The sequence below is a fragment of the Candidatus Fukatsuia symbiotica genome (assembly GCF_003122425.1).
In the GTDB taxonomy this organism is placed as follows: Bacteria; Pseudomonadota; Gammaproteobacteria; order Enterobacterales; family Enterobacteriaceae; genus Fukatsuia; species Fukatsuia symbiotica.
Window position 1 is genome coordinate 648,276 of the sequence record NZ_CP021659.1, and the last position, 23,365, is coordinate 671,640.

The following is a 23,365-nucleotide window of genomic DNA, read 5'->3' on the forward strand; positions in this document are numbered from 1 at the left end:
TTGATTTTTTTATGAGCGTATCTCCTAAATCGAAACACGTCACTGTCAGAAATGCGTCTGCTGGTAATTGGCCGCTGGCGTTTTGTGCCGGGTTGCTGGGCATTGGGCAAAACGGTTTACTGGTGGCATTGCCGATGCTGGTCAGTATGACACAGTTTCCCCTTTCTGTCTGGGCTGGGCTGTTAACACTCGGCTCAATGTTGTTTTTGATTAGCTCTCCTTATTGGGGCAGTCAGTCAGAAATTCGCGGATGTAAATTTGTGGTGGTAATGGCGCTGGTCGGTTATTTGCTGAGTTTTGCTTTACTGGCACTGTCAGTATGGGGGCTGTCGGCAGGTTGGTTGAGGGAAATGACCGGCTTGGGCGGCCTAATTATCGCACGGATTCTTTATGGGCTGACGGTGTCAGGCATGGTGCCCGCTAGTCAGATCTGGGCGCTGCAGAGAGCAGGTTATGAACAACGCATGACGGCTCTGGCAACCATCAGCTCTGGCTTGAGTTGTGGTCGTTTGCTTGGCCCACTGTGTGCCGCACTTGCGTTAGCTCTTCATCCAATGGCACCTCTGTGGTTGATGGCCGTTGCCCCCTTGATTGCGCTGTGGGTGATCTGCTGCCAGCAGAATGATCTGCCGTTGCCTCCAGTACCACACCAACAAAACCGTCTAACATGGGAGGTCCTACCTTACCTTATGTGTGCGCTGCTGCTGGCGGCAACGGTCAGCCTAATGCAACTGGGTCTAGCGCCACATCTGATGCTGCTGTTTCGTGATTATGCCACTACCGTCAGTCATCATGTGGCGCTGCTACTCAGCGTGGCGGCCAGTTGTACCTTGCTGGCCCAGTTCCTAGTGGTGCGCCCACAGTGCTTTAGCCCGGCACAGTTATTGCTGATTGCCACAGTGCTCATGATTGCTGGCCTGGCGCTGATGTGTACCTCACCACTGGTGATTTTTTATGCAGGGTGTGCACTGACGTCGTTTGGCGCGGCAATGGCAACACCGGGTTACCAGCTCATGCTGAACGATAAATTATCCACCGGCAAAGGAGCTGGGATGATCGCAACCAGCCATACACTGGGATACGGCATGAGCGCATTGATGGTGCCGATGGTGATAACACTCTATGGCGAGTCGCAATTGGTCGCGGCAGCACTGGTAATGGCCGTCCTGTTAGGCGGCTTTAGCGGTTGGCTATGGTGTCGGCAACAAATAACGATCAATACTTTTAAAGAGTAATTTACATGTCCGCAAGCTATCGTATTTTTAATGTTACCCTGAAGCATAAGGAGCATATTTCTCCCTCGTTGCTACGCTGTATTTTCACTGGGCCAGAGGTGGATCGTATGAAGCTGGAAGCGCCTGACCAGCGCATTAAGCTACTGTTCCGGAACGAGGATGGACAGCTGCGACAGTTGGAAAACAGTGACGACTGGTACCGTAACTACATGGTGATCCCGAAAAAACAGCGTCCGGTGATGCGCACTTATACGTTGCGGGCCTTACGCAGCGAGCAGCGTGAGGTGGACGTGGAGTTCGTATTACACGGTGTAAAGGGCCCTGCTTCGGCCTGGGTAACTCATGCTAACCCAGGTGATCCTATCCAAATGGTAGCTCCGAATGCTGATTTTAAAGGAAAAAAGTGGGGGTTATGAGTGGATGCCGTCCGCACAGGTGAAAAAAATTCTGTTAATTGCTGACGAAACGGCAGTGCCGGCTGTAATGGGAATCCTGGAGCAATTGTCGTTACAGGTAAACCCGCCGCCCGTGCAGGCTTTCTTCGAAGTGCCAATGGCGAAAGACTGCATTAACGTTGCACAATTTTCGTTCGCCGAGGTTTACTGGTTACCTCGTGATATTAGCCAGCAACAGCGACATGGGACCTTACTAGTAGAGGCTGTGCGTCAGCACGTAGACATCTCTGATGCTGCGTGTACAGATACTCCGGCGCTAGCGGAAAGGAGTCAGAATGGTGATCTACTGTGGGAACGTGCGGAAAGCACGACAGATTTTTACGCTTGGGTGGCGGCGGAATGTTCGACTGTTAAGATGCTACGCCATTACCTTCTTTCTGAGTGTAAACTGGATCGATTAACAATAAATTTCATGGCGTACTGGTGTAAATTTTAAGGTTATTTCTGAATTTGACAATTCCCCTCTTAAAGAGAGGGGAGATCCCGACTCCTCTTCCTCCCAGGCTTCAAGGTCGAGGTTTCTGGGAAACCCTATGATGAGTAAAACCGTGATGTCTATCCCAATAGTATTCTCTTTGCAACAGATCAGTTTTACGATTTCCGATCGCACTTTGCTACAGAATGTTTCCCTAACCTTTCCTCAAGGTAGTGTATGTGGCCTGCTTGGTCACAACGGATCGGGTAAATCCACACTGCTGAAAATGCTTGGACGCCATCTCTCTCCCAGCGGAGGAGAAATTCTGTTAGGCAATAAGCCGCTAACGCAGTGGAACTGTAAAACCTTTGCCCGTGAAGTGGCCTATTTACCGCAGCAACTGCCGGGTGCAGAAGGTATGAACGTACGCGAATTGGTAGCATTGGGGCGTTATCCGTGGCACGGTGCGCTAGGACGTTTTCGGTGTGAAGACCATCAATATGTAGAAGAAGCCATCGCAATGGTCGGCCTCAAACCTTTGGCAGGACGCCTAGTCGATAGCCTATCCGGTGGCGAGCGCCAACGCGCGTGGCTGGCAATGACGGTTGCCCAAAATAGCCGCTGCCTACTGTTGGATGAGCCAATTTCGGCGCTGGATATTATGCATCAGGTTGAGGTGCTGTCATTGATTCAACGTCTGAGTCGTCAACAGAGGATCACTGTGATTATCGTACTGCATGATATCAACATGGCGGCGCGCTACTGTGATCAGCTGATAGCTTTACGTAGTGGACAGCTAATCGCACAGGGCGCGCCAGAGGAACTAATGACCGCTGAAGTATTAGAAAAAATCTATGGTATTCCGATGGGGACGTTACCTCATCCGAACGGTGGTGCGCCAGTGAGCTTTATTTATTAATGAAAAATTATCCCGATCTTATGCGGCGGCGTTTATTAACAGTGCTGGCATTATTTCCTTTGTCGCTACCGCAATTCTCTCTAGCAGCGGGTGCGGCCTGTTCCTCTGATACTCATTTTGATGTTAATCGCATAGTGGCATTGGAATGGCTACCGATCGAATTACTACTTACTCTCGGGATTATCCCTTTTGGTGTGACTGAAATCGCTAACTACCATCGTTGGGTACAGCAACCAAAACTACCTGTATCAGTCCTGGATGTTGGTAGCCGAACGGAACCCAATATGGAACTTATCCAGTATATCAATCCATCGTTGATCCTCCATACGACAGGCTTTGGACCGCCGGTAACAAAAATGAAAAGTATCGCGCCAATCATGGGCTTCACCTTCAACGATGGGTCAGGCAAACCACTAAAACTGGCAAAGCAATCACTGTACAGACTGGCTACTCACCTGGGTGTAGAAGATCGTGCTATGGTACATTTGGAGCAATACAAGCAACGTATCAATCAAAGTAAACAGAGGATTCAAGTATGGCGTGATACACCGCTATTGTTGTTTACCTTACTGGACAGTAACCATGTCTTGGTATTTGGTCGGGGCAGTTTGTTTCAGGAAGTGATGAATGATCTCGACCTAGAAAATGCTTGGATCGGACATACCAATTTTTGGGGTAGTGCTACTATCGGTATTGAACAATTGGCTATAGTACCTAAAGCACAGGCAATTTTTTTTAGTCATGGAAATGACACATTGTTTACTCAGGTACAAAAAACAGCGTTATGGCAAGCGTTACCTTTTGTCCGTCAAGGCAAAGTTTTCATTCAACCAGGTGTCTGGTTTTATGGCGCTACTCTTTCAGCGATGCGTTTTTGCGACCTGTTGGAATCTGCGGCGGGCGTGCAAGCATGAGCGTAAATATCAAAATATGGCTACTTCCCATACTACTGGCGTTACCCGCACTGGCATTAACGCTATATAACATGCAATATCAACTGCCATTTTCCCTGTGGTGGCAGGCAATGACAGCACCAGATATCAACAATATCAGTCAGATAGTGATGCACTACAGTATCTTGCCACGGAGCGTGGTTTCTCTTCTGGTTGGGGCAGGGCTCGGCCTGGCTGGACTCTTGTTTCAGCAGGTTCTGAAAAATCCGCTTGCAGAACCGGCAACGCTTGGTGTTTCTGCTGGTGCCAAATTGGGTATTACAGCGGCGATATTACTGGCAGTTCCCTCAGACAGCTGGATGATGTCAATCGCCGCCCTGAGTGGCGCGATACTGGTTGCGCTGATGGTGATAGGATTGTCTTGGGGAAAACAAATATCTCCTGTCACACTGATCCTCGCAGGTCTGGTAATGGGACTGTACTGCGGTGCGCTCAACTCGCTGATAGCATTATTCAACCATGAAAAGTTGCAAAGTATGTTCGTCTGGGCCAGTGGTGCACTGAACCAGCATGATTGGCACAATGTGACTGGACTGATCTTCCTATTGCTGGTGGCCCTGATCCTATCGGCATTGTTGATCCGTCCTCTGACGCTGCTCGGTATAGACGACGGCATAGCTAAAAATTTGGGGTTAAGACTTAAGTGTGCCCGTTTGGCAGCACTGGCACTGGCGGTACTTATCAGTTCGGAGATAGTCAATGCTGTCGGTGTGATCGGTTTTATCGGTTTGTTTTCACCCTTACTGGCACGTATCTGTGGTGCTCGCCGTTTGACACAACGCATAGTACTAGCTCCATTGATCGGGGCACTACTGCTTTGGCTGACTGATCAAGTCGTTCAGTCGTTGGCTCATGTTTGGCACGACATTCCAACAGGTTCCGCTACCGCTTTGGTCGGAGCGCCAGTACTGTTATTATTTCTACCCAAGCTGCTTACCAATGCTAATTTACCCACCGTACGTCAGGGCTATTACGTGGCGAAAGGGCACAACCATGTATTCTCCTGGATAACAATTGGCATAGCGATATTGGTTTTAACCTTCGTGGTAGCGTTGCTGTTTGGACGTGGCAGTAACGGCTGGTTTTGGGCACAGGGTAAACAAATTCAGGAACTGTTGCCCTGGCGTTTACCGAGAGTTATTGCCGCATTGGCGGCAGGTATGATGCTGGGAGTCGCAGGTAGCCTGATCCAAAAACTTACCATCAACCCGATGGCAAGTCCCGAAGTGTTGGGGATTAGTTCTGGTGCTGCACTTGGTGTACTGGTACTCATGATGTTGGTTTCAGAGAATACTATTGTCTGGTTTTTACCTGCAGGAAGTATTGGTGCGGCATTGACGTTGTTGTTGGTCATGGTCGTTGCGGGACGACGTAACGGTTTTTCTGCACAACGTATGTTACTGGCAGGGATTGCGGTGAGCACTGTATTTACTACGCTGGTGGTGATGATATTGGCCAGCGGTGATCCACGAACGGGGATACTACTGGCTTGGCTAGCGGGTTCGACTTACAACGTAAGTGCGGCACAGGCGTGGCGCACCCTAATCTTGGCAGTGATCCTGATTGCAACAACACCGTTATGCCGTCGTTGGCTGGTACTATTACCGTTGGGTACGGTTACGGCAAAAGCCGTTGGTATGGCGCTGGCACAGTCACGTATTATTATTCTGCTGATTGCTTCGTCTCTGACCGCTGCCGCTACACTAATGACGGGTCCACTAAGTTTTGTTGGCCTGATGGCTCCACATATGGCACGGTTGTTAGGCTTTAAACGTGCGATGCCACAACTGACGATAGCCGCTTTAATCGGTGGTGTTCTAATGATGTTTGCCGACTGGAGTGGTCGTATGGTGATGTTCCCATACCAAATCCCTGCAGGGTTGCTTGCAACTTTGATTGGAGTACCATACTTTATCTTACTGCTACGCAAGCAAGACAAATGAGGAATCAGTATTACCGCGCTAACTAGATGATTTAGAAGCTATTCTGATAGGTAATGGTTATTGTATCAAGGATTTTGTTGCACAACTTGATACCAGAAATGTTGAAATTAAAGCGCTTTTATTCACTTAATCCGGCATACAATTGTTACGACGAATGTAGTGGTCTAATGTCACGCCCGACCAAAGCAAATAGTAAACCCCGGGCACTCTGTGCTAACTCGCCCAATCAGCTGTACAGTTGGGACATCAGCTATTTACCCAGCTGTATTAAAGAACAGTATTTATTTTTACCTCTAAGTTTTCCTTGATATTTTTAGCCGTAAAATTGTGGGTTGGCAGGTTTATGCCGAAGAAAGTGCGGATAATGCCAGTGATATGATGAAAGCGATTTCGCAAAAGATATGCCGCGAAACCACAGGTATTCTACGCGGGGTCAGCGCTGTTTTGGCGTTCAACCGCTAGCTCAGTGCGAAATTCGTGTTAGATTCTTCTGCAGACACCTTCTGATACCTTGTTTTTACAGGAAAGTGTTTGCCTTTTTTAGTGTCCAAATTTATTGGATCAGAATATTGGCATACCAAAGAAACAAAATTTTCTATCTTTTAACGGCTCGCGTAGCCAAAAAAGTTGGCATGAACTTATCCACTAAAAAGCGAGGATTAGGTTGTTTGTCTTCATAAAATCCGTCGATGCTGAACCCTGCCTCAAGTTGGCCACCGATCAAATCCGTCAATGTATGTCCGAACACAACGGTTTCGCCACACTCGCATTTTTTATTGAGCATGGCTTGATCAAGGTCTTTAAGATCTGAATAAGGGAGTGTATACCGTGGTCGAATAATTCCCTTTTCAGCATAAACTGGGTCGCGATCACCAATAAACACTACAGGATTATAGAAACTGGCAAGTAAAGCACCGCCCGTCTTCAAAACACGGTAGCATTCCTTCCATACAGAGCGAACATCTGGGACATAGAGATTGGAAATTGGGTGAAAAATAAGATCAAAGCGTGAATTGCAAAAGGGGCTCAGATCACACATGTCACCTTGTACCGTTTCCAGTTTGAGAGTATCACGCTGTGCAACCCGGCGATCTTGCTCAAGTTGCTTGTCTGAAATATCAAAGACGGTCACTTGGGCCCCTGCTGCAGCTAAAACAGGGGCTTGCTGACCACCTGCAGAAGCTAGGCAAAGAATTTGTTTGCCACTGACATTACCCAACCATTCCCGAGGCAATGGGCGAGGTGTGAGGTGTACTTGCCATTGCCCATTCCGGGCTTTCTCAATCAAGTCGCTGCTTACCGGACGTGACCATTCTTTTTCATTTATGGCTTGTTGATCCCATGCAGCACAATTATGGGTCAGATAATCAAAATTAGGGTCTGACATAATTAAACTAATCTCTCTTACTTAGGCGTTCGGCTGTATAATCAACACCGCTCGCGATGAAAAATAATGTACTCAAATAGCGTTGAAAAACCTGTACGTTTATAAAGGGAAATACCTTCAGTAGACGCATCCAGAAAACATCGAGAAATACTTCGTGACTTCGCATAGCGTAGCGCATGCTGCATTAAAGCACTAGCGTGTCCTTGCCCCTGAAACTCAACTTTTGTTCCAATGTCGTCCAAACGAGCAATATCCTTTTGCATGGAAAGTGTGAGTGAACAAACAGGCTGTTGCTTTACATAGAGCGAAAAGTGGACAAGATTCTTTTTGGCATCTATCGCGGCTTGATGCCTTTCCTGATATTGGTTTATGACTGTTGGGATCGATGCAAACGCACTTTCTAGCGGCGTGGTCCAATCTGTCAAACACCTGTCTGTGCATTGAATATTATCATTGTTGCGCAGGTCACTCGATGGGAAATTCTCCATATTTAGTTGCATAGCAGTTGATGTATCATCAGTGTGAAAATTTTCTTTGTTTAATTTATTTTTTATTTTAATATCAATCAGTTCACTTCGAATCATAATGCTAAAGGGGTATTCAGTTGTGTGTAAAAAATGTATACCCCTTTGTAAAACGGCTTCTATATCCATATGGCAATTTTTTTTGTTTACGATCAACAAATTAAGACCACTTGATTCGACACCAGTGAAATAGGCACAAGCGCCATCAGTAACGTAATGATGGCGTTGGCTAATCGATGTAAAAAAATAGTTTTCTATCTGGTAATAAAGAGAAAATAATGGCGTACGGTTTTTATAATTCATAGTTTATAAAACACACTGTTTTTTGACGTTCCTTTAAATATAGTCCTCTTTTTTAGCCTAGGGACAATGTGTATTGAGCTGACAATTCATGAGACTCAGTCAGGGTCAGAAAACGTATCCGACTATCAAGGATCATGTATTAAAATCAGAGTGTTGATATACATAATCCATTAACAGGCTGATTGTATACTTTTAATCACATTAAGAAAAATGTTCTTATGTACACTATAAACAGCAAGTTAATTACAGCTTTCTACACAGGCTTTCTTTGAAAATGGTTCATTTTTCGTTAGACCTCTTTCCAAACCCTAGCGAGTGATACGAAGTCAAGGCGCACTGCGCACAGTAACCTTCGTTAACACAGAGTACATGAGGATTTCGTGCACCGGGCAACACAGGATTCGAGTCACGCAGCAGGTTTAGAAAGAGGTCTATTATACAATTACATGGGTACGGCCTTTGGCCTGCCAATTTTGAACACTAAAACAGCGTTGACCCCGTGTAGAATACCCATGGGTTTGTGGCATATCTTTTTCGAAACCGCTTTCATCAAGATAAACGACGGATTTTCCCTCTTTCTTGTGGCCCTCTATTTTTTCTTGGAACCGGAGCCGGGCGGTTTTGTCCGCTTTGGGATGACGTCACGTTTTTGTTAGCAGATCCGTGCCAATGTGAAAACACTTAGCCGTTTCTTTTACGCTCAACTCTTCTTACTCTCAAATACTGAAGACTTTTCGCCGAAAATCAACTGAATACGTCATCTTTTGCTCATCGTAGTCAATAAAACATGCCTTCTACCATTAAACGTAATTTTGGCTTGTCATAAATAGTGTGTTGAAGCATGATACTTTTCAGCTTCGAGTAGATTTTATCATTCAACATCGATCAGGACATCGCAAACTCATCTTATTGGGTATCAGAACCGTAATATTACGAGTTTTCATCTTTTTTTCAAATGATTACGATAAAATGTCAATAGCCCCTAGCAACGCATAATTGATTAAAAAACCATTATTGCCACTGAAACAAGTGAAGAAGTAGGCCAAGCCGTCTATAATCGACGCCCCAAACAGAGGAACACCATGACTGTGACCCATTTTTCGGCGTTTGATCTCGATGAACGCTTGATTAAAGCTTTATGTGATAAAGACTACCAGCACCCGACTGCTATTCAGGCAATGGCTATCCCGGCAGCAATGGACGGGCGTGATGTTTTAGGGTCTGCTCCTACGGGAACCGGCAAAACCGCCGCCTTTTTACTGCCTGTCTTGCAGCATTTACTGGATTTTCCTCGTAAAGAACCGGGAGCGCCACGTATTTTGGTCCTCACACCCACTCGCGAGCTGGCGATGCAAGTGGCGGAACAGGCTCATGAATTGGCAGTGCATACTCGACTGGCTATCGCTACCATCACCGGTGGCGTCGCTTATATGAATCATGCAGAAGTATTCAGCAAAAACCAAGATATCGTGGTTGCGACCACTGGTCGTTTGCTGCAATATATCAAAGAAGAAAATTTTGACTGCCGTGCCATAGAAATTTTGATCCTTGATGAAGCTGATCGTATGTTGGATATGGGTTTTGCACGGGATATCGAAATTATCGCTGCTAAAACTGTCGAGCGTAAACAAACCTTACTCTTTTCCGCCACATTAGAAGGCGAAGCTATTCGTGAATTTGCTCAACACATTCTCAATGATCCCATAGAATTGGACGCTGATCCATCACGGAAAGAACGTAAAAAAATTACCCAATGGTATTACCGCGCTGATAATATTCAACATAAAATAGCATTGTTATGCCATTTGCTTCTCCAATCAGAGGCAAAAAAATCCATCATTTTTGTGCGTACCCGTGAACGGGTGCATGAATTGGTTCGCTGGTTGCGTGAGGCGAATATTAATGCTTGGTATCTCGAAGGCGAAATGGTGCAGGCAAAACGCAACGAAGCGGTGGCACGTTTAAGTGATGGTCGAATTAAAGTGTTGGTGGCAACCGATGTCGCTTCTCGTGGCCTGGATATTGATGATATCAGCCATGTTTTCAATTTCGACATGCCACACACTGCCGATGTTTATTTGCATCGTATTGGTCGTACCGCTCGTGCAGGTCGTAAAGGCGTGGCGATTTCTTTAATTGAAAACCATGACCATTTATTACTGCAGAAAATAGGCCGTTACCTTAACGAACCGCTTAAAGCGCGCGTGATCGATGAGTTACGTCCTACCAGTAAAGCACCGAGCAACAGAGTCACGGGTAAACCATCGAAAAAAGTTCTCGCCAAACGCAAAGCGAAACAAAAAGCTAGCAAAGAGAAAATAAAGGTTAAAATTCGTCATCGTGATAGTAAAAATATTGGTAAGCGTCGTCAGCCTACAAAGAAATCTGAAAATACCGGTGCTAAATAAACCAGCAATCCGGGTGGGTTGGCCTAATAAATTTTGACCCTTATTTGACGAGTCGGTTCGAGAAAGCGCAGACAAAACAACCTATCACTTCCTCTACCTATCTTGGGCTTGGTTATGGATCGCTTCTTGTGGGAGCGGTATTAGAGGCTGTTGACATTTGATAATAAAGAATTGAAAGAGAAGAGTAAACTCGTAATATTACGGTTCCAACACCCAATAAAACGAGTTTAGTGTGCCACAATTGATATTCAATGATGACAGTTATGTAAAAACACATCAACACAGTGCAGGTGCTGCAAGCAGTGGTACGGAGGCAATTGGAAAAAGTAGAGCAGGTAACACCACAAAAATTCATCTCGGTGTGGATGCTTATGGATTACCTATTGCTTTTGAAATCACGGGGGTGAAATTAATGATTGTACAGCGGCACCCGCTCTTTGGGATAAACTCCCCCTTTCGGGGTTGTGGTGGCAGATAAAGGTTATGACAGTGAACACGTGAGAGAATACATTACAAATAAAGGAGTGAAAAGGTTCATACCCAGAAAATGTAACTCAGTTATTGGTAATGGAAAAATGGACTGGGGTCTCTATAAATATATTCCTATCTCCGTGCCGTATTCTCTGAATTAAAGCGGTCAGGGGAATGGAAAGAAGATAATCCACTTGATGGAATTCGTCAGTTTAAAGAGGAATATCAAGAACTGGCTTTCTTTTATCCGAGGATATAAAACGACTTTTGGAGGCTTGTGATGAGCCGGCAAATAAAGATTTAGGACATGTTGTACGTTTATGTCTAGCGACAGGAGCAAGATGGAGTGAGGCACAAAGGTTATCTCAATCACAACTCATGCCGGGGTGGGTCATTTTTACTGAATGAGGGGCTCTCTGTTGTAGAATGCGAGCCATTTATCGATGTCTTGCTGAATGTCTTCCAGTGATGAATAAATTTTACGCCGAAACATGACGTCATCGCATTCATTTTTCATCGTGTTATGAAACCGCTCACAGATACCATTGGTCTGTGGGCTGTACGCCTAAGTCCGCGTAGGTTCGATATCTTCTAACTCCAGGTAAAGCTCATACGCGTGTGTTTCCTTTTTACCCGAGTATTCTGACCCTTATGTCGCGTAGCTATATTATTTTTTATATTTACTACACTGAAATAACAGCAAAAATGGCAGGATTTTGTTACTTTAACCATAAAAATGAGGTGACATCAATGACATCAATGACATCAATGACATCAATGACATCAATGACATCAACGCAGCTAAAGTGGCCCAAGCCTTTAACTATAGGCAGTAAAATTGCAATTGTGTCTCCTGCTGGTGCTATAAAGGACCTGGCTATTTTAGATGACACAAAAAAGAAAATAACAGCTAAGGAATATAAACCAGAACTTGGACCACATGTCGACAAAACATATCAGAACCACTATCGTTATGCAGGAACAGTAGAGGAAAGGCTGAAAGATTTGCAGTGGGCATTGGATGACAATTCAATAGATGCAATCTGGGCGACAAGAGGAGGATATGGCTGTGTTCAGTTACTTGAAAAAATAAACCCCAAGAAATTTTTAGATAACCCCAAGTGGTTTATTGGTCATTCAGATAATACCTATTTGCAAAGCTACCTTGCCCAACATGGCGTTCCTTCCATACATGGGCAAAATGTTATTCAGACTACTAATACTCCTAGCCTAAAACCTGTATCTTATGAAAAGATTTTCGATATACTCGCAGGAAAAAAACTCTGTTACGAGATTAAGAAAAACTCGCACAACCAGAAAGGAAGCGCTGAAGGAATATTAATTGGGGGAACTTAACTATAGTCGCCGCTCTTCTGGGGACAAAATACGACTTCTCTTATAAAGGAGCAATCTTGTTTATAGAGGAAATTGGGGAAAATGGCTATTACAAGATAGACCGGTATATGCAAAGTTTGGAGTTGTCTGGCGCTTTAAGCAAAATAAAAGGTATTGTGGTCGGTGGGATGAAAAATATAGGTGGAGCAGCAGAACCATATGACGATAAAGCATATAAAATTATTGCTGAAAATGTAAATAAATATAACATTCCTAAGATCTTTGGTTTTCCTAATGGGCATATTGCAGATACGCAACCCCTTATTATTGGTGCAACGGTCACCATCACAGTAGGTGATGAAAAAACGACGTTAAAATACAATAATCAGCGCTGAGAACCTGCTACCTTTTATCGTAAACTCAAACTACCTCGGGGCGTACGCTGAAATCAAACACTGGTATTCGATGGTGGCAAAGATTGTCGCGTGTTCTGGTCAAGTAATTTTGGATACAAATTCAGGAGTTTTATGCCGCTTGATATTCTTTCATCAGTAGACCTCTTTCGAAACTTATAAATTGAGCTCCCAGTTATATATTCCGGCAATAAGATTAAATCTGAGTCCAAACCTTTTTCGCCTGTTGCGATATTTTTCAGCGATAGTTCTGAAACGCTTAAGCATAACCTGAGTTCGGGATAAGGAATTGACGTTTATTTTCTCTAATTTTTTGCTCAAGAAGAGATAAGTGCCTCGTACTTCAAGATAATGATGTTTGCGAACATTATTCATCACGAAATAGCGAGACACTCATGAACGATATTACCGAACTTTATTGCTTAATGGATGATTTTTGCAAAAAATTTGAGCCACTACTCAATGCAAAGCTCCTGATGGGTCCAAGCGGCGTATCCGTGCCAGTTCTCTTTCTTTGGCAGAGCTGATGACGCTAGTGGTATTGTTCCATCCAATTCGTTATCGCCAGTTCAAATCATTCTATCTTCATCATGTGTGTCAGCATCTCAGGGCTGAATTTCCAACCCTTCCCTCTTATTCTCGCTGTATTGAACCCCTTACCCGCTGTGTAATAGCGCTTTATGCTTTCTTTGACACAGTTAAGGGAGACTGTTCAGGGCTCTCTATTGTCGACTCCACGCCGCTGGCCGTTTGCGATAACCTATGTTTTTCAAGGCTTGGCAGAACGGGGGAAAAGTTCAACCGGCTGGTTTTTTGGCTTTAAATGACATGTGCTGATTAAGCATCGGGGAGAACTACTCAGTATTCGTCTAACCCGTGGGAATGGTGACGATAGAAAACCCCTTCCTGACTTGGTCACAGGGCTTTTTGGCCAGCTTTATGCAGATAAAGGAGATATTTCTAACACATTGTTACAACAGCTGAAAGAAAAGGGAGGCGCCTTGAACACTCGAGTTCGTCGCAACATGAAGCCTTATATACCCAAGTGAAATCAAGATGCAGGATTTAGCGCCTGGAAATTATCGTTTAAGCGAGATACCAGAGAACTTGCCATTTGTGGTAGCTTCACTTCAAAGAAGTTTAAGATATCGTTCTTAAAACTCTGTTTAGATGGGTAATATCTATTGTTTCGTGTTTGCTCATTCATCACCTTCCACAATCGCTCTATCGGGTTTAGATTCGGGCTATACGGCGGAAGGTAATGAAGCTGGATATTCAACGTAAGCGCGGCGTCTTGCACAAGCTGTGAACGGTGATAGCCTGCACCCTCGAGGATCACATGTGCCGTTGTCGTGATGGGATAATGCGCGCGAATGGCAGACAGGAAGTGAACCACATTTTCGCTGTTAATCGTCTCATCATCACGGATTATGGGGTTAGCCACATTCTGGATGTTCAAGGCTCCCATGATATTCAACCGCGTTCTGCTTCCGGTGGTCTCTATCGTTTTATCCTGGCCTTTTAGTATCCAGCCGTAGCTTATTTTGGTGGCTTGTGTCGGATGAACGGCATCAATAAACAGTATGGGGTCATTACCCGCGGCGTCTTTCAATTCGCTGTAGGTCTTTATAAATTGCGGCTGTTTCTCAACGGCAAATTTATGCGGAACACCTTTCGGCTTTTTATAGCTAAAGCCATGCTGCTTCAACCCTTTATACAAACCTGATACGGTAAAGGTGATGTTCCAGCGTCCAGCGATATAGGCCACAATTTGGTGATTGTGGTGGTAGAGCTGCTGGGTGAGATGTTCAACCAGCGACGTGGTCTGTTCCGCATTGAGATAGCCATCGGAGCCGCCATTTTCAGGCTTGAGCTTGTTGAGTTTATGATAGTCTGTAAGGTGGCGCCGCACCGTGGTTTCATTAATGAGCTGTGAGTGAGCAATCATAGGGGGAGTCCAGCCGTCTGCGGACAACAAAACACACCGGATCCTGTCACAGACACGGCGGTCATGGCTTTGACGATGTTGGGCTTCGAGGGTAATTTTCTGGTCAGCAGTCAGCTCTATTTTCATGGCTATGAGCATGATCCTTATCGACTTCAAAATCAAGCATCTTCATTGATCACGGGTATATCTTGATTATTAGCTTTGAAAGGATAATAGACCTCTTCGGAAACTCTGATTTATCTAATTTCCATGTTATAAATTGCTGCAATCAGATTAAATCGTAATCCAAACCGTTTTCGCCTGTTTCGATAACGATCTGATACGATTTTAAATCGTTTAATCATAACAATGACATTTTCGTTTAATACACGCTGGCTTGATAACTCACGATTGTTGCGTTTATCTTCTTTTGTTAAGGGATTTTTCTTTGTCTTTTTCTTAGGCAACGCCGAGTTTGAATGGATCTTGCCAAGCCCTTGGTAACCTGTATCTGTCACTGTTTTGATTTCAGGATGTATTCGCACGCCAGACTCTTTGAACAACCTAAAATCATGACGCCTCCCATGAGTAAAGCTTGTACAGATGACTGCTTTGCTTTTTTTATCGACGATCACTTGGGTTTTTAAGGTGGGTCGTTTCTTTTTTCCTGAGTAAAACTGCTTTTGTTTTTTTGGGGACGTTCAATCGGCGTTTCTGTGGCATCAATAAGAACGAGCTCATACTCCCTATCACTTTTTAATAAAGCTTTGCGTCCAGAGAGTGCAAAATCAGGATGCTTTATTAGCGTATTTTCTATCCATTTAATCGTTTCATAGCAGGTGCTCTCACTCACCCCATCGCTTCGGCTAACATGAAAATAAGTGCGATATTCCCGTAGATACTCAAGGGCCATTAATAAGCGATCTTCTAAACCCAGCTTGGGTTTCCGACCTCCTTTCCCTTGCTTACATTTATCTGCTTCATTCAATATCTTTATCATCTTTTCAAATGTACTGCGTTTAACTCCGGTTAAGCGCCGAAATTTTTCCTCTTCCAATACCTTTATTTGTTCATATTTCATGGGGCTCCTTGTTCAGGAGATTTTTACCAACATTCCTACATGAATGCTATAGCAGGCGCCGTATCAGTTGATTATGAAAATCAGAAATAACATATTGATATTAATTAATATTTATTAACAAAAGTGATCACGTTACATGGCGCCTGCTATAGTTTCCGAAGAGGTCTATTCTCATTTTGCTCCCGATCACCTTGACGCCGCGTTGACTTTAAACCCTTATGATCAAATTGAAAACAACTGATATTTGATGGCGACAAATTTCGATTTATCCGCAAATACACCAGCATATTCTCACGGGTAATAATTTGGTATTACTTAACTATCTTATATTGCTCATGTCTTATTAAAAAAAACCGAGAGTAACACGAATGAAGCCTTGATAAAATTTGTGATCAATATCACAAATTTAGCACAGATACATCATTATGATTTACGTAATAAAGCTCACGCAAAGGCGTGGCAGTCCGTTATGAAAGTTGTTAATTACTTGGCTTTACCGACCATAATATTGAATGGACTACCAGATCTTGGCTTTAGCTTTAGCACATATTGTGGGTTAACTGGTAGACACCCAATCTTCTATTGTTAATTCTTTAACTCGTTCAAATTCTTTTACATTATTTGTCACCAATATGGCACCAACAGAAAGAGCATGACCTGCAATGGCTGCATCATTGCCACCTATTGGAGTCCCTAATTTTGCCAGTTCAAGTTTAACTGAAGTGGTTGCATCAATTGCCGCAACATCCCAAGGAAGAATCGAATCAAAACGCTTAACAAACTCATCAACCAGATAAATATGTTTGGGGGACGCCTTCTTACCAATAGCACCGAACCGCATTTCAGCATAGGTTATTGCAGATACTACTATTTTATCTTTCCGTTCGACACACCGTTGTAACTTGATTATCACTTCAGTGGGACGTTTTCGCATAATGAATGAACAAATATTGGTATCAAGCATATAAACTCTTTTAATCATAACAAAAACGCCCCTCATCGATAATATTTTCTCTTTCTGACAGAAAATCATCATCTACTACTTTTTCTTGTTCTATAAGAGAAATCCATGTCGGGCGTATGGGACGCAATATTAAGCTGTCGCCATCTTTGATGATTTCCAATTCAGTGATATTGTCAAAATCCATATCTTTTGGTAATCTAATAGCCCTATTTTTACCATTGTTAAAAATAGATACTGTTCTCATTTTCATGCTCCTTCTTTGAATCACATAAATACCTTAACATATGCCAAACATATGTCAATCACAAATTCTAGGACATAGCACCGTTGTGATGACGATGCGTTATTCTCATTTTGCTCCCGATCACCTTGACGCGGTGTTGACGTTAAACCCTTATAATCAGCTTGAAAATGACTGATATTTGATGGCGACAGATCTGACTGATAAGTAAATACACTGACCTATCCTCAAAACTAACTATTTGATATTAATTAAGTGTTTGTTTTTATTGTTCACGTTTTATTTTTTAAAATCCCTCGGCCTTAAGGCCGTGCGGGTTCAAGTCCCGCCCCGGCACCAGCTAGTTTTAAGTTTTAAATCAAATAGTTGTCTTTAAACAAATTGATGATGAGAAGTACATTTTTTAATCAGCTGCACGGTTTTCAGAATATCGCTTCAGAATATTATTGACCTCCCACCACCGGAACTACGTTAATTTTCCTGTCGTAGCGAGCGGTTTGTGCCACATTCTTATGACCTGAAATAGTCTGTTTTTCATACAATGTGCCTTCGAGATCGGAAATTCCCTTCGCTTTTAAATCGTGAAAAGTGAAGTCAAATGCCAGTTCAGGGTATTTCATTTTTGCCTCTTGCTTGGCCTTTAGCCACCGGCTGTTATACCCAAGTGAAATCAAGATGCAGGATTTAGCGCCTGGAAATTATCGTTTAAGCGAGATACCAGAGAACTTGCCATTTGTGGTAGCTTCACCTCAAAGAAGTTTAAGATATCGTTCTTAAAACTCTGTTTAGATGGGTAATATCTATTGTTTCGTGTTTGCTCATTCATCACCTTCCACAATCGCTCTATCGGGTTTAGATTCGGGCTATACGGCGGAAGGTAATGAAGCTGGATATTCAACGTAAGCGCGGCGTCTTGCACAAGCTGTGAACGGTGATAGCCTGCACCCTCGAGGATCACATGTGCCGTTGTCGTGATGGGATAATGCGCGCGAATGGCAGACAGGAAGTGAACCACATTTTCGCTGTTAATCGTCTCATCATCACGGATTATGGGGTTAGCCACATTCTGGATGTTCAAGGCTCCCATGATATTCAACCGCGTTCTGCTCCCGGTGGTCTCTATCGTTTTATCCTGGCCTTTTCGTATCCAGCCGTAGCTTATTTTGGTGGTTTGTGTCGGATGAACGGCATCAATAAACAGTATGGGGTCATTACCCGCGGCGTCTTTCAATTCGCTGTAGGTCTTTATAAATTGCTGCTGTTTCTCAACGGCAAATTTATGCGGAACACCTTTCGGCTTTTTATAGCTAAAGCCATGCTGCTTCAACCCTTTATACAGACCTGATACGGTAAAGGTGATGTTCCAGCGTCCAGCGATATAGGCCACAATTTGGTGATTGTGGTGGTAGAGCGGCTGGGTGAGATGTTCAACCAGCGACGTGGTCTGTTCCGCATTGAGATAGCCATCGGAGCCGCCATTTTCAGGCTTGAGCTTGTTGAGTTTATGATAGTCTGTAAGGTGGCGCCGCACCGTGGTTTCATTAATGAGCTGTGAGTGAGCAATCATAGGGGAGTCCAGCCGTCTGCGGACAACAAAACACACCGGATCCTGTCACAGACACGGCGGTCATGGCTTTGACGATGTTGGGCTTCGAGGGTAATTTTCTGGTCAGCAGTCAGCTCTATTTTCATGGCTATGAGCATGATCCTTATCGACTTCAAAATCAAGCATCTTCATTGATCACGGGTATAAATCCATCCCGCGTATACCGCGCACCTGAAACCTGGTGAATAACAAAAATGCTGCTCATTCCCGTATTGAGTGGAAGTGACTTTGCTTGATTAATCACGGCTCTTAGTCGCTCAGTCCAACCTTTTATTTGTGCGACACCTGTTTTACTTTGTTGCAGCAATATACCTTCTTCAAGAACGTGCTCTTTTCTTAAAGCAAGAATGTCTGATTGCCTCGCACAACATAAATAAGCCAGCTCCATAGCAATTTGAACCACCCAAGGTGAAACATGATATAACGCGTCATATTCTTTATGCGTGATATACCGGGTTCTCGCTATTTCTTTGAACTGCTTGACACCTTGGCAAGGATTCATTTTGACTTTTCCTCTCTCATAACCCCAGCGGAATACACGAGAGATAAACGCCTTCTCGCGATTCGCCTGTATCCGACTTTTCACCCCACGGTGGTCCATATATTTCCTAATGTGCTCAGGTTTAATCTTATCAGCAGGCATCTTACCGAAAACGGCCAGCGCGTTTTGTGCATATTTTCGGTAATCCTTCTGTGTTTCCCCTGCTAATTCAACAAAATCACCCGAATTAAAAAATTGCTCAACCAGACCAGAGAAAATATTTTCGTCTTGCTTATGGCTCAGGCGATATAAATTGATTTAAAATAAAGGGTCAGAAAACAAGGTATCGATATCACATTGTCGCTTTCTCCGAAGTGCTTTTGCTTGAGCCCATTTATGCTCAATGGGGTTCATATCAGGGGAATAAGTGGGGAGATATTCCAGAATAAAGCCGGCTTTTTGTCTAGCAGACTGGATGTCTTGGCGTTTATGGAATCTTGCATTATCCATCACGAGGACGGCCCCTCGAGGGGATTTTGGCAATAAATCTTGAGTGACCCAGGCATAAAAAATATCGCTATTGATATGGCAGAACTGTGGTTAATTTTCCGTTAAGCTGAGCGCCAATGACGTTAGTTCGTGCTTTGGCATGCCAATCGTGTTGGCCGTAATAGCGCTTACCTTTAATTGAATAACCATAAAGACGAGGCATATGATGGGCAAAACCGCTTTCATCCACGTAAATTATCGGGGTATTACAGATACCGTCTTTGAGTGCGGCCTGTTTGCTGCCGATGTCCAAGGCATCAAAGGCGCTGCGTTTGAGTGTTTTGTGTCCGTGCTGCTGGGGTGTGGGCTGCGAGCCGCCGCCACGGTGGCCGGAGGCTTTCAGAATGTGGTCTTTGTGCGGATACTGTTCGATGAGGTATTCTAAGGCTTCCTCAAACTCCGCGATTTCCCCGGGCTGACGGCGTGAGAACACCTTGTTGCCTGCCGCATCCGTGGCAACCACCTTGCCCGCGTCAATGCTGAATGCGTGACCGAACCGCGCTTGCACCAAATCCGCCGGAATAGCCAGGTTATCCTGGATAAACGCCGAACTGCTGAAACGTCCGCCAATCATCTCTTGATACAACTGGGCTTCCAGGGTTTTATTTTTGCTGCTGGCCTCGTCAAGCTGAGTTTGAAAGGCTTGGGTGATTTGTGCTTTCACCTGGTCGACCGCACCGGCCTCGATTAATTTCTTTTGATCGATGTGGGTGAGCGTTTGCAGTGCTTCACGGGCTTTCGCCGGGTCGTCAATGCCCGCAAACGCCTTGAGCTTGGCTTCGAGTGCTTCCTTGGCCTCACGGTGGCTTTTGGCTTCCCCATTGAGGGCGCTAATTTTGTTCAAGGCTGCCACCGCATCAAAGGGGATCGCTTTGCCGTCCTCATGCAAATACACCGGCATGCCGTTTTCCAGTACCGCTTTTCCTTCTGTATCGAGGTGTAATTTCATTGCTATTGTCTCCGCCCGCAGGCTGGGTTAACCGGTCATCCGACCCGGGCGCTGTGGCGCCTCCGCTCACAGCTGTTCATAAAAAAAGTCACCCTGGGGTGGCCTGTGTAAAGTTGGTTATCAACGCTATTTTAAAATGTCCAGTTTTTGCTACTTTACGTGATGAGAGAACATGTTAAGTTGTGCTGACATGTTGATTTTTTACTCTATATGGAGGGTTTCGCGCAGCTGTTCCAAGGTGAGCCATTCCCCTTTGTCGCTGAAAAAGTCATCGGGACGCCGTCCCTCCTCTCGCAGCATTTTAGCGCGGGTTTTACCCAGGACTTGGACTTGCCGTGCGTAGGGTTGTTGCTGTAACCAGTCAGCATAGGTGGTATCCGCAGGCACTTGCCCGTCCAGGCTGGCGCGTGTGCCCGGGTCCAGCTCATCTAAGTCAATGCCCAGGGCGCGCCAGGATTTGATGACCAGTGTCTCCGTTGAGCGACAGCAAAAGTGCAGGCGTCCCGGTCCTTGCAGATAGGGGATTTTGTGGCCGAGTGGCTGGCCGGCTAGGGTGTAGCACAAACGGTCACGGATAACACAGGGTGATGAGGTTTTGTTATCCAGCGTACTGAGCCACTGTTTTCTGTCTATCATTGCGGCGTTATTTTCAGCAAATTTATCCCGTGCTACCGCTGAAACATGGTTAACAGCGGTTTTGACCACACTGGTGAGATTTTTGCGACTGATGTCCAGTACCCCATCTTGATACTGTTTTGCCCTGCTCCCGCGTACTTTGCGTGTAATTTGCTCGATGGTATCACCCAAGAGAAACCCGTTTTTTACCGCGTTGTTGATACGCTGAAAGCGATCGCTTTCCAGATGACTGACCCAGTCGCGCAGTAAACGCCCTTGAAAGGGCTGCGCCATCGCTGCCGCGTAAACCTGTTCTGCGGTGATAATCGCTAAGGGATAGCGGTGTAGCACCACATCAGGCAGCAGCTTATCAACAAGACGGCAGTGATAACCCGCTTCGTGCTCGGCAAAGGCTAGCAATTCCTCGCTGAGCGATAAATACAGGGTACTCATTGCCTGCTGATTCACCTCTTGGACACAGGCTAACAAGCGGGCTAACTGTTTGACTTCGATGTGTTGCGGATTAACCTTCTCCAATTTCCCGAAAAGTCGGGCGGTTAGTTCAGCATCATATTGATTGAGTATCGCCACCTTTTCTTTAGCCACACCGTGGGCGTAGCGGGATTGAAACAGACTGTGTGCAAGGGCTTCATCACGCAGCCGCTGGTTGACAGTGGACATGGTAACCCCTTAATAGAAAAACCGGTTTGATGGCATGAGGATAACGGGGTGTTTTTATACAGCCTGCGCGTTACCTCACGATGCCACGCGGGCGTTACAGCAAATCCGGTGGCAAATTGTTAAGTTCATCACACAGGGTTTCCGGGTTGGCATCGGCATCAATAAGGTTCAGTGCCTGTAAGGCGCGGATGGCATCCACCTGACGAATATCCCGCCTTGCCGCAGTGCCTGTATCGCCAGGGCGGCCGGGGCATTGAAGGCTTGCTGGGTGGTTTCAAGCTCGGTGCGAATGTTCACCTTGCCGCCGTCTTTTTCGCCTGACCAGTCTGCCATCAGTTGCAACAGGGTATCGAGGGCATCTTCTAGCGAGTTAGACAGGGTGTAGAGCGGGGATTGTTCTTGTAGGCGCTCTTCGCTCACTTGGTCGAGGGTCTTGGTGCTACTGTTTTGACTGCGCAACAGCTTGCCACCGGCTTGACGCATCTGCTCGACCAAATCCGTCAGTGCCTCTTTGCCTGCTCCTACGGCGGCGCCCGAATGTTCGGTGTACGCACTGCCCTGTTTGGTGCGGTCAGTAAAGTGTGTCGCGCTTGAGGCACCAATGGTCAACTTTTCGCCGGCTTCAAGACCAAACACATTGAGGATGGGCACCCGGGCCACATGCAAAATATTGTCTTGCTCACTCTGACTTTGCCAGTGTTTGATATTGAGTAACGCCAGATTCAATAGCGGCGGGGCGCCACACATAAAACCGGTGCGTTTGCTGTACAACGTGACCAGCGGAATACGCGGGCAAGAGGTGGCCCAGCTGTCGTGCAGTGCCCAGCGGTCAGTGCCGTCGGCTTGCCTGATTTTACGGTAGAGTTCAACCCGACCGGGCGTCAACTTGCGGATTTGCGCGATTTTCTGTTGGCGGTAAGGGGCGGTCTCGACGACAATCTCTTCTCTAATTCGCAATTCTGTCAGCTGGACCGGCCCTCCCTGGTGGCTGGATTGCCAGCCGATGACCTGACGGGGTTAATCAACACCGCATAGGGACGGGCGCCACGGGCTTTTTCCTCGGCACGGGTTTTCAATGTTTCCACACGGGGATAGTCAACCAGTGCATGCGCCACGCCGTATTGCAGCGCCAAGCTGAAATACGCTTGCGCCCAAACATCCAGCCGGTTGCCCAGCAAATCCATATCCTGGCAGTACTCGACCATCACGGCGGGGGTGGACTCACTCAATTGGGTCGGTTCTGAAAAGACACGACCTAAGTTATTTTTGAGAGTTTCCTCGTAAGCGGGCAGTAAGGTCGCGACAGCAAGGCGTTGCTGATAACTGTGTGCCTCTTCGTTAGTCCAGCGCGGTAAATAACTTTCGCCCTGTTGCCGCAGGAATAAGGTGCCGCCCATCAGGGCGTCATTGATGTCCCAGGCAGCCAACAGGCTGGGGTAGTCGAGATGGGGAGTAGCAATATCGGACATGGTTTGACTCTCATGGGTTGTCAACGCGACTGTGGAGGGCC

The 23,365-nt window shown here is 45.5% G+C and carries 17 protein-coding genes and 11 pseudogenes; 13 read left to right on the forward strand and 15 right to left on the reverse strand.

The window, feature by feature from the left end:
- Positions 1-11 precede the first annotated feature (11 nt).
- From CCS41_RS03030 to CCS41_RS17565, 6 genes and pseudogenes are all read left to right on the forward strand, one after another.
- A complete protein-coding gene (locus tag CCS41_RS03030) occupies positions 12-1,235 on the forward strand; it encodes an MFS transporter (protein WP_072550923.1) in 1,224 nt (407 codons plus the stop codon).
- A 5-nt stretch (positions 1,236-1,240) separates the two neighbouring features.
- A pseudogene (locus CCS41_RS03035) lies at positions 1,241-2,126 on the forward strand (siderophore-interacting protein).
- A gap of 115 nt (positions 2,127-2,241) precedes the next feature.
- Entirely contained in the window at positions 2,242-3,024 is a 783-nt protein-coding gene (fhuC, locus tag CCS41_RS03040) for a Fe3+-hydroxamate ABC transporter ATP-binding protein FhuC (RefSeq protein WP_119797713.1), read from the forward strand.
- Entirely contained in the window at positions 3,024-3,938 is a 915-nt protein-coding gene (fhuD, locus tag CCS41_RS03045; RefSeq protein WP_072550921.1) for a Fe(3+)-hydroxamate ABC transporter substrate-binding protein FhuD, read from the forward strand. The genes fhuC and fhuD overlap by 1 nt, the downstream gene beginning before the upstream one ends.
- Positions 3,935-5,920, forward strand: coding sequence for a Fe(3+)-hydroxamate ABC transporter permease FhuB (fhuB, locus tag CCS41_RS03050; RefSeq protein WP_072550920.1), 1,986 nt, complete (start codon positions 3,935-3,937; stop codon positions 5,918-5,920). The genes fhuD and fhuB overlap by 4 nt, the downstream gene beginning before the upstream one ends.
- Before the next feature lie 327 nt (positions 5,921-6,247).
- A complete protein-coding gene (locus tag CCS41_RS17565) occupies positions 6,248-6,382 on the forward strand; it encodes a hypothetical protein (RefSeq protein ID WP_420836481.1) in 135 nt (44 codons plus the stop codon).
- A 133-nt stretch (positions 6,383-6,515) separates the two neighbouring features.
- Here CCS41_RS17565 and CCS41_RS03055 read toward each other — a convergent pair whose 3' ends face one another.
- Positions 6,516-7,307: a class I SAM-dependent methyltransferase gene (locus CCS41_RS03055; protein ID WP_072550919.1), complete on the reverse strand. Its 792-nt coding sequence runs from the start codon at positions 7,305-7,307 to the stop codon at positions 6,516-6,518.
- 41 nt (positions 7,308-7,348) lie between these two features.
- Complete coding sequence (locus CCS41_RS03060) at positions 7,349-8,134, reverse strand: GNAT family N-acetyltransferase (RefSeq protein ID WP_072550918.1); 786 nt, start codon at positions 8,132-8,134, stop codon at positions 7,349-7,351.
- Between the two features lie 1,082 nt (positions 8,135-9,216).
- On the opposite strand from CCS41_RS03060, the gene srmB reads away from it, so the two are divergent.
- From srmB to CCS41_RS16385, 3 genes and pseudogenes are all read left to right on the forward strand, one after another.
- Positions 9,217-10,542, forward strand: coding sequence for an ATP-dependent RNA helicase SrmB (gene srmB, locus CCS41_RS03070; RefSeq protein ID WP_072550917.1), 1,326 nt, complete (start codon positions 9,217-9,219; stop codon positions 10,540-10,542).
- Between the two features lie 244 nt (positions 10,543-10,786).
- Positions 10,787-11,138 (forward strand): annotated as a pseudogene (locus tag CCS41_RS03075) (transposase); the annotation flags it as partial.
- A 5-nt stretch (positions 11,139-11,143) separates the two neighbouring features.
- Positions 11,144-11,418: pseudogene (locus CCS41_RS16385) on the forward strand (phage integrase); the annotation flags it as partial.
- Between the two features lie 7 nt (positions 11,419-11,425).
- Here CCS41_RS16385 and CCS41_RS16390 read toward each other — a convergent pair.
- Positions 11,426-11,662, reverse strand: a pseudogene (locus CCS41_RS16390) (integrase core domain-containing protein); the annotation flags it as partial.
- 2 nt (positions 11,663-11,664) lie between these two features.
- Between CCS41_RS16390 and CCS41_RS16005 the strand changes: the two are divergent.
- Both CCS41_RS16005 and CCS41_RS16010 read left to right on the forward strand, forming a co-directional pair.
- Positions 11,665-12,369 (forward strand): S66 peptidase family protein, encoded by a 705-nt coding sequence (locus CCS41_RS16005; RefSeq protein WP_205411479.1) that lies wholly within the window; start codon positions 11,665-11,667, stop codon positions 12,367-12,369.
- Positions 12,370-12,386: 17 nt separating this feature from the next.
- Positions 12,387-12,743 (forward strand): hypothetical protein, encoded by a 357-nt coding sequence (locus tag CCS41_RS16010; RefSeq protein ID WP_240313884.1) that lies wholly within the window; start codon positions 12,387-12,389, stop codon positions 12,741-12,743.
- 174 nt (positions 12,744-12,917) lie between these two features.
- Here the strand turns inward: CCS41_RS16010 and CCS41_RS03095 are convergent.
- Positions 12,918-13,028, reverse strand: a pseudogene (locus CCS41_RS03095) (IS5/IS1182 family transposase); the annotation flags it as partial.
- A gap of 128 nt (positions 13,029-13,156) precedes the next feature.
- On the opposite strand from CCS41_RS03095, the pseudogene CCS41_RS17570 reads away from it, so the two are divergent.
- A pseudogene (locus tag CCS41_RS17570) lies at positions 13,157-13,795 on the forward strand (IS982 family transposase); the annotation flags it as partial.
- 17 nt (positions 13,796-13,812) lie between these two features.
- Here the strand turns inward: CCS41_RS17570 and CCS41_RS03110 are convergent.
- The 4 genes from CCS41_RS03110 to vapB form a co-directional block, all read right to left on the reverse strand.
- Positions 13,813-14,835 (reverse strand): IS630 family transposase, encoded by a 1,023-nt coding sequence (locus tag CCS41_RS03110; protein WP_119797190.1) that lies wholly within the window; start codon positions 14,833-14,835, stop codon positions 13,813-13,815.
- Positions 14,836-14,945: 110 nt separating this feature from the next.
- Positions 14,946-15,769, reverse strand: a protein-coding gene (locus CCS41_RS03115) for an IS5 family transposase (protein ID WP_240313836.1) whose coding sequence is annotated in 2 segments (ribosomal slippage) — positions 14,946-15,382 and positions 15,382-15,769 — 825 coding nt in all. Because the reading frame shifts where the segments join, the coding sequence is not laid out codon by codon here.
- Between the two features lie 556 nt (positions 15,770-16,325).
- Positions 16,326-16,751 (reverse strand): type II toxin-antitoxin system VapC family toxin, encoded by a 426-nt coding sequence (locus tag CCS41_RS03125; RefSeq protein WP_119797191.1) that lies wholly within the window; start codon positions 16,749-16,751, stop codon positions 16,326-16,328.
- Entirely contained in the window at positions 16,744-16,977 is a 234-nt protein-coding gene (gene vapB / locus CCS41_RS03130) for a type II toxin-antitoxin system VapB family antitoxin (protein WP_119797192.1), read from the reverse strand. Before vapB ends, CCS41_RS03125 begins: the two co-directional genes overlap by 8 nt.
- Positions 16,978-17,038: 61 nt before the next feature.
- On the opposite strand from vapB, the pseudogene CCS41_RS16400 reads away from it, so the two are divergent.
- Positions 17,039-17,152 (forward strand): annotated as a pseudogene (locus tag CCS41_RS16400) (site-specific integrase); the annotation flags it as partial.
- A 265-nt stretch (positions 17,153-17,417) separates the two neighbouring features.
- Here CCS41_RS16400 and CCS41_RS03140 read toward each other — a convergent pair.
- The 7 genes and pseudogenes from CCS41_RS03140 to CCS41_RS03170 all read right to left on the reverse strand — a co-directional run.
- Positions 17,418-17,636, reverse strand: a pseudogene (locus CCS41_RS03140) (site-specific integrase); the annotation flags it as partial.
- An 8-nt stretch (positions 17,637-17,644) separates the two neighbouring features.
- Positions 17,645-18,666: pseudogene (locus CCS41_RS03145) on the reverse strand (IS630 family transposase).
- A gap of 59 nt (positions 18,667-18,725) precedes the next feature.
- Positions 18,726-19,349, reverse strand: a pseudogene (locus CCS41_RS03150) (phage integrase central domain-containing protein); the annotation flags it as partial.
- A gap of 30 nt (positions 19,350-19,379) precedes the next feature.
- Positions 19,380-19,604 (reverse strand): transposase, encoded by a 225-nt coding sequence (locus CCS41_RS16405; RefSeq protein WP_240313837.1) that lies wholly within the window; start codon positions 19,602-19,604, stop codon positions 19,380-19,382.
- A gap of 34 nt (positions 19,605-19,638) precedes the next feature.
- On the reverse strand, positions 19,639-20,559 hold the full coding sequence (locus CCS41_RS03160; RefSeq protein ID WP_240313838.1) for a transposase: 921 nt from the start codon (positions 20,557-20,559) through the stop codon (positions 19,639-19,641).
- A gap of 201 nt (positions 20,560-20,760) precedes the next feature.
- Complete coding sequence (locus tag CCS41_RS03165; protein WP_119797091.1) at positions 20,761-21,855, reverse strand: hypothetical protein; 1,095 nt, start codon at positions 21,853-21,855, stop codon at positions 20,761-20,763.
- A 94-nt stretch (positions 21,856-21,949) separates the two neighbouring features.
- Positions 21,950-23,324 (reverse strand): annotated as a pseudogene (locus CCS41_RS03170) (DUF4055 domain-containing protein).
- Positions 23,325-23,365: the final 41 nt, after the last annotated feature.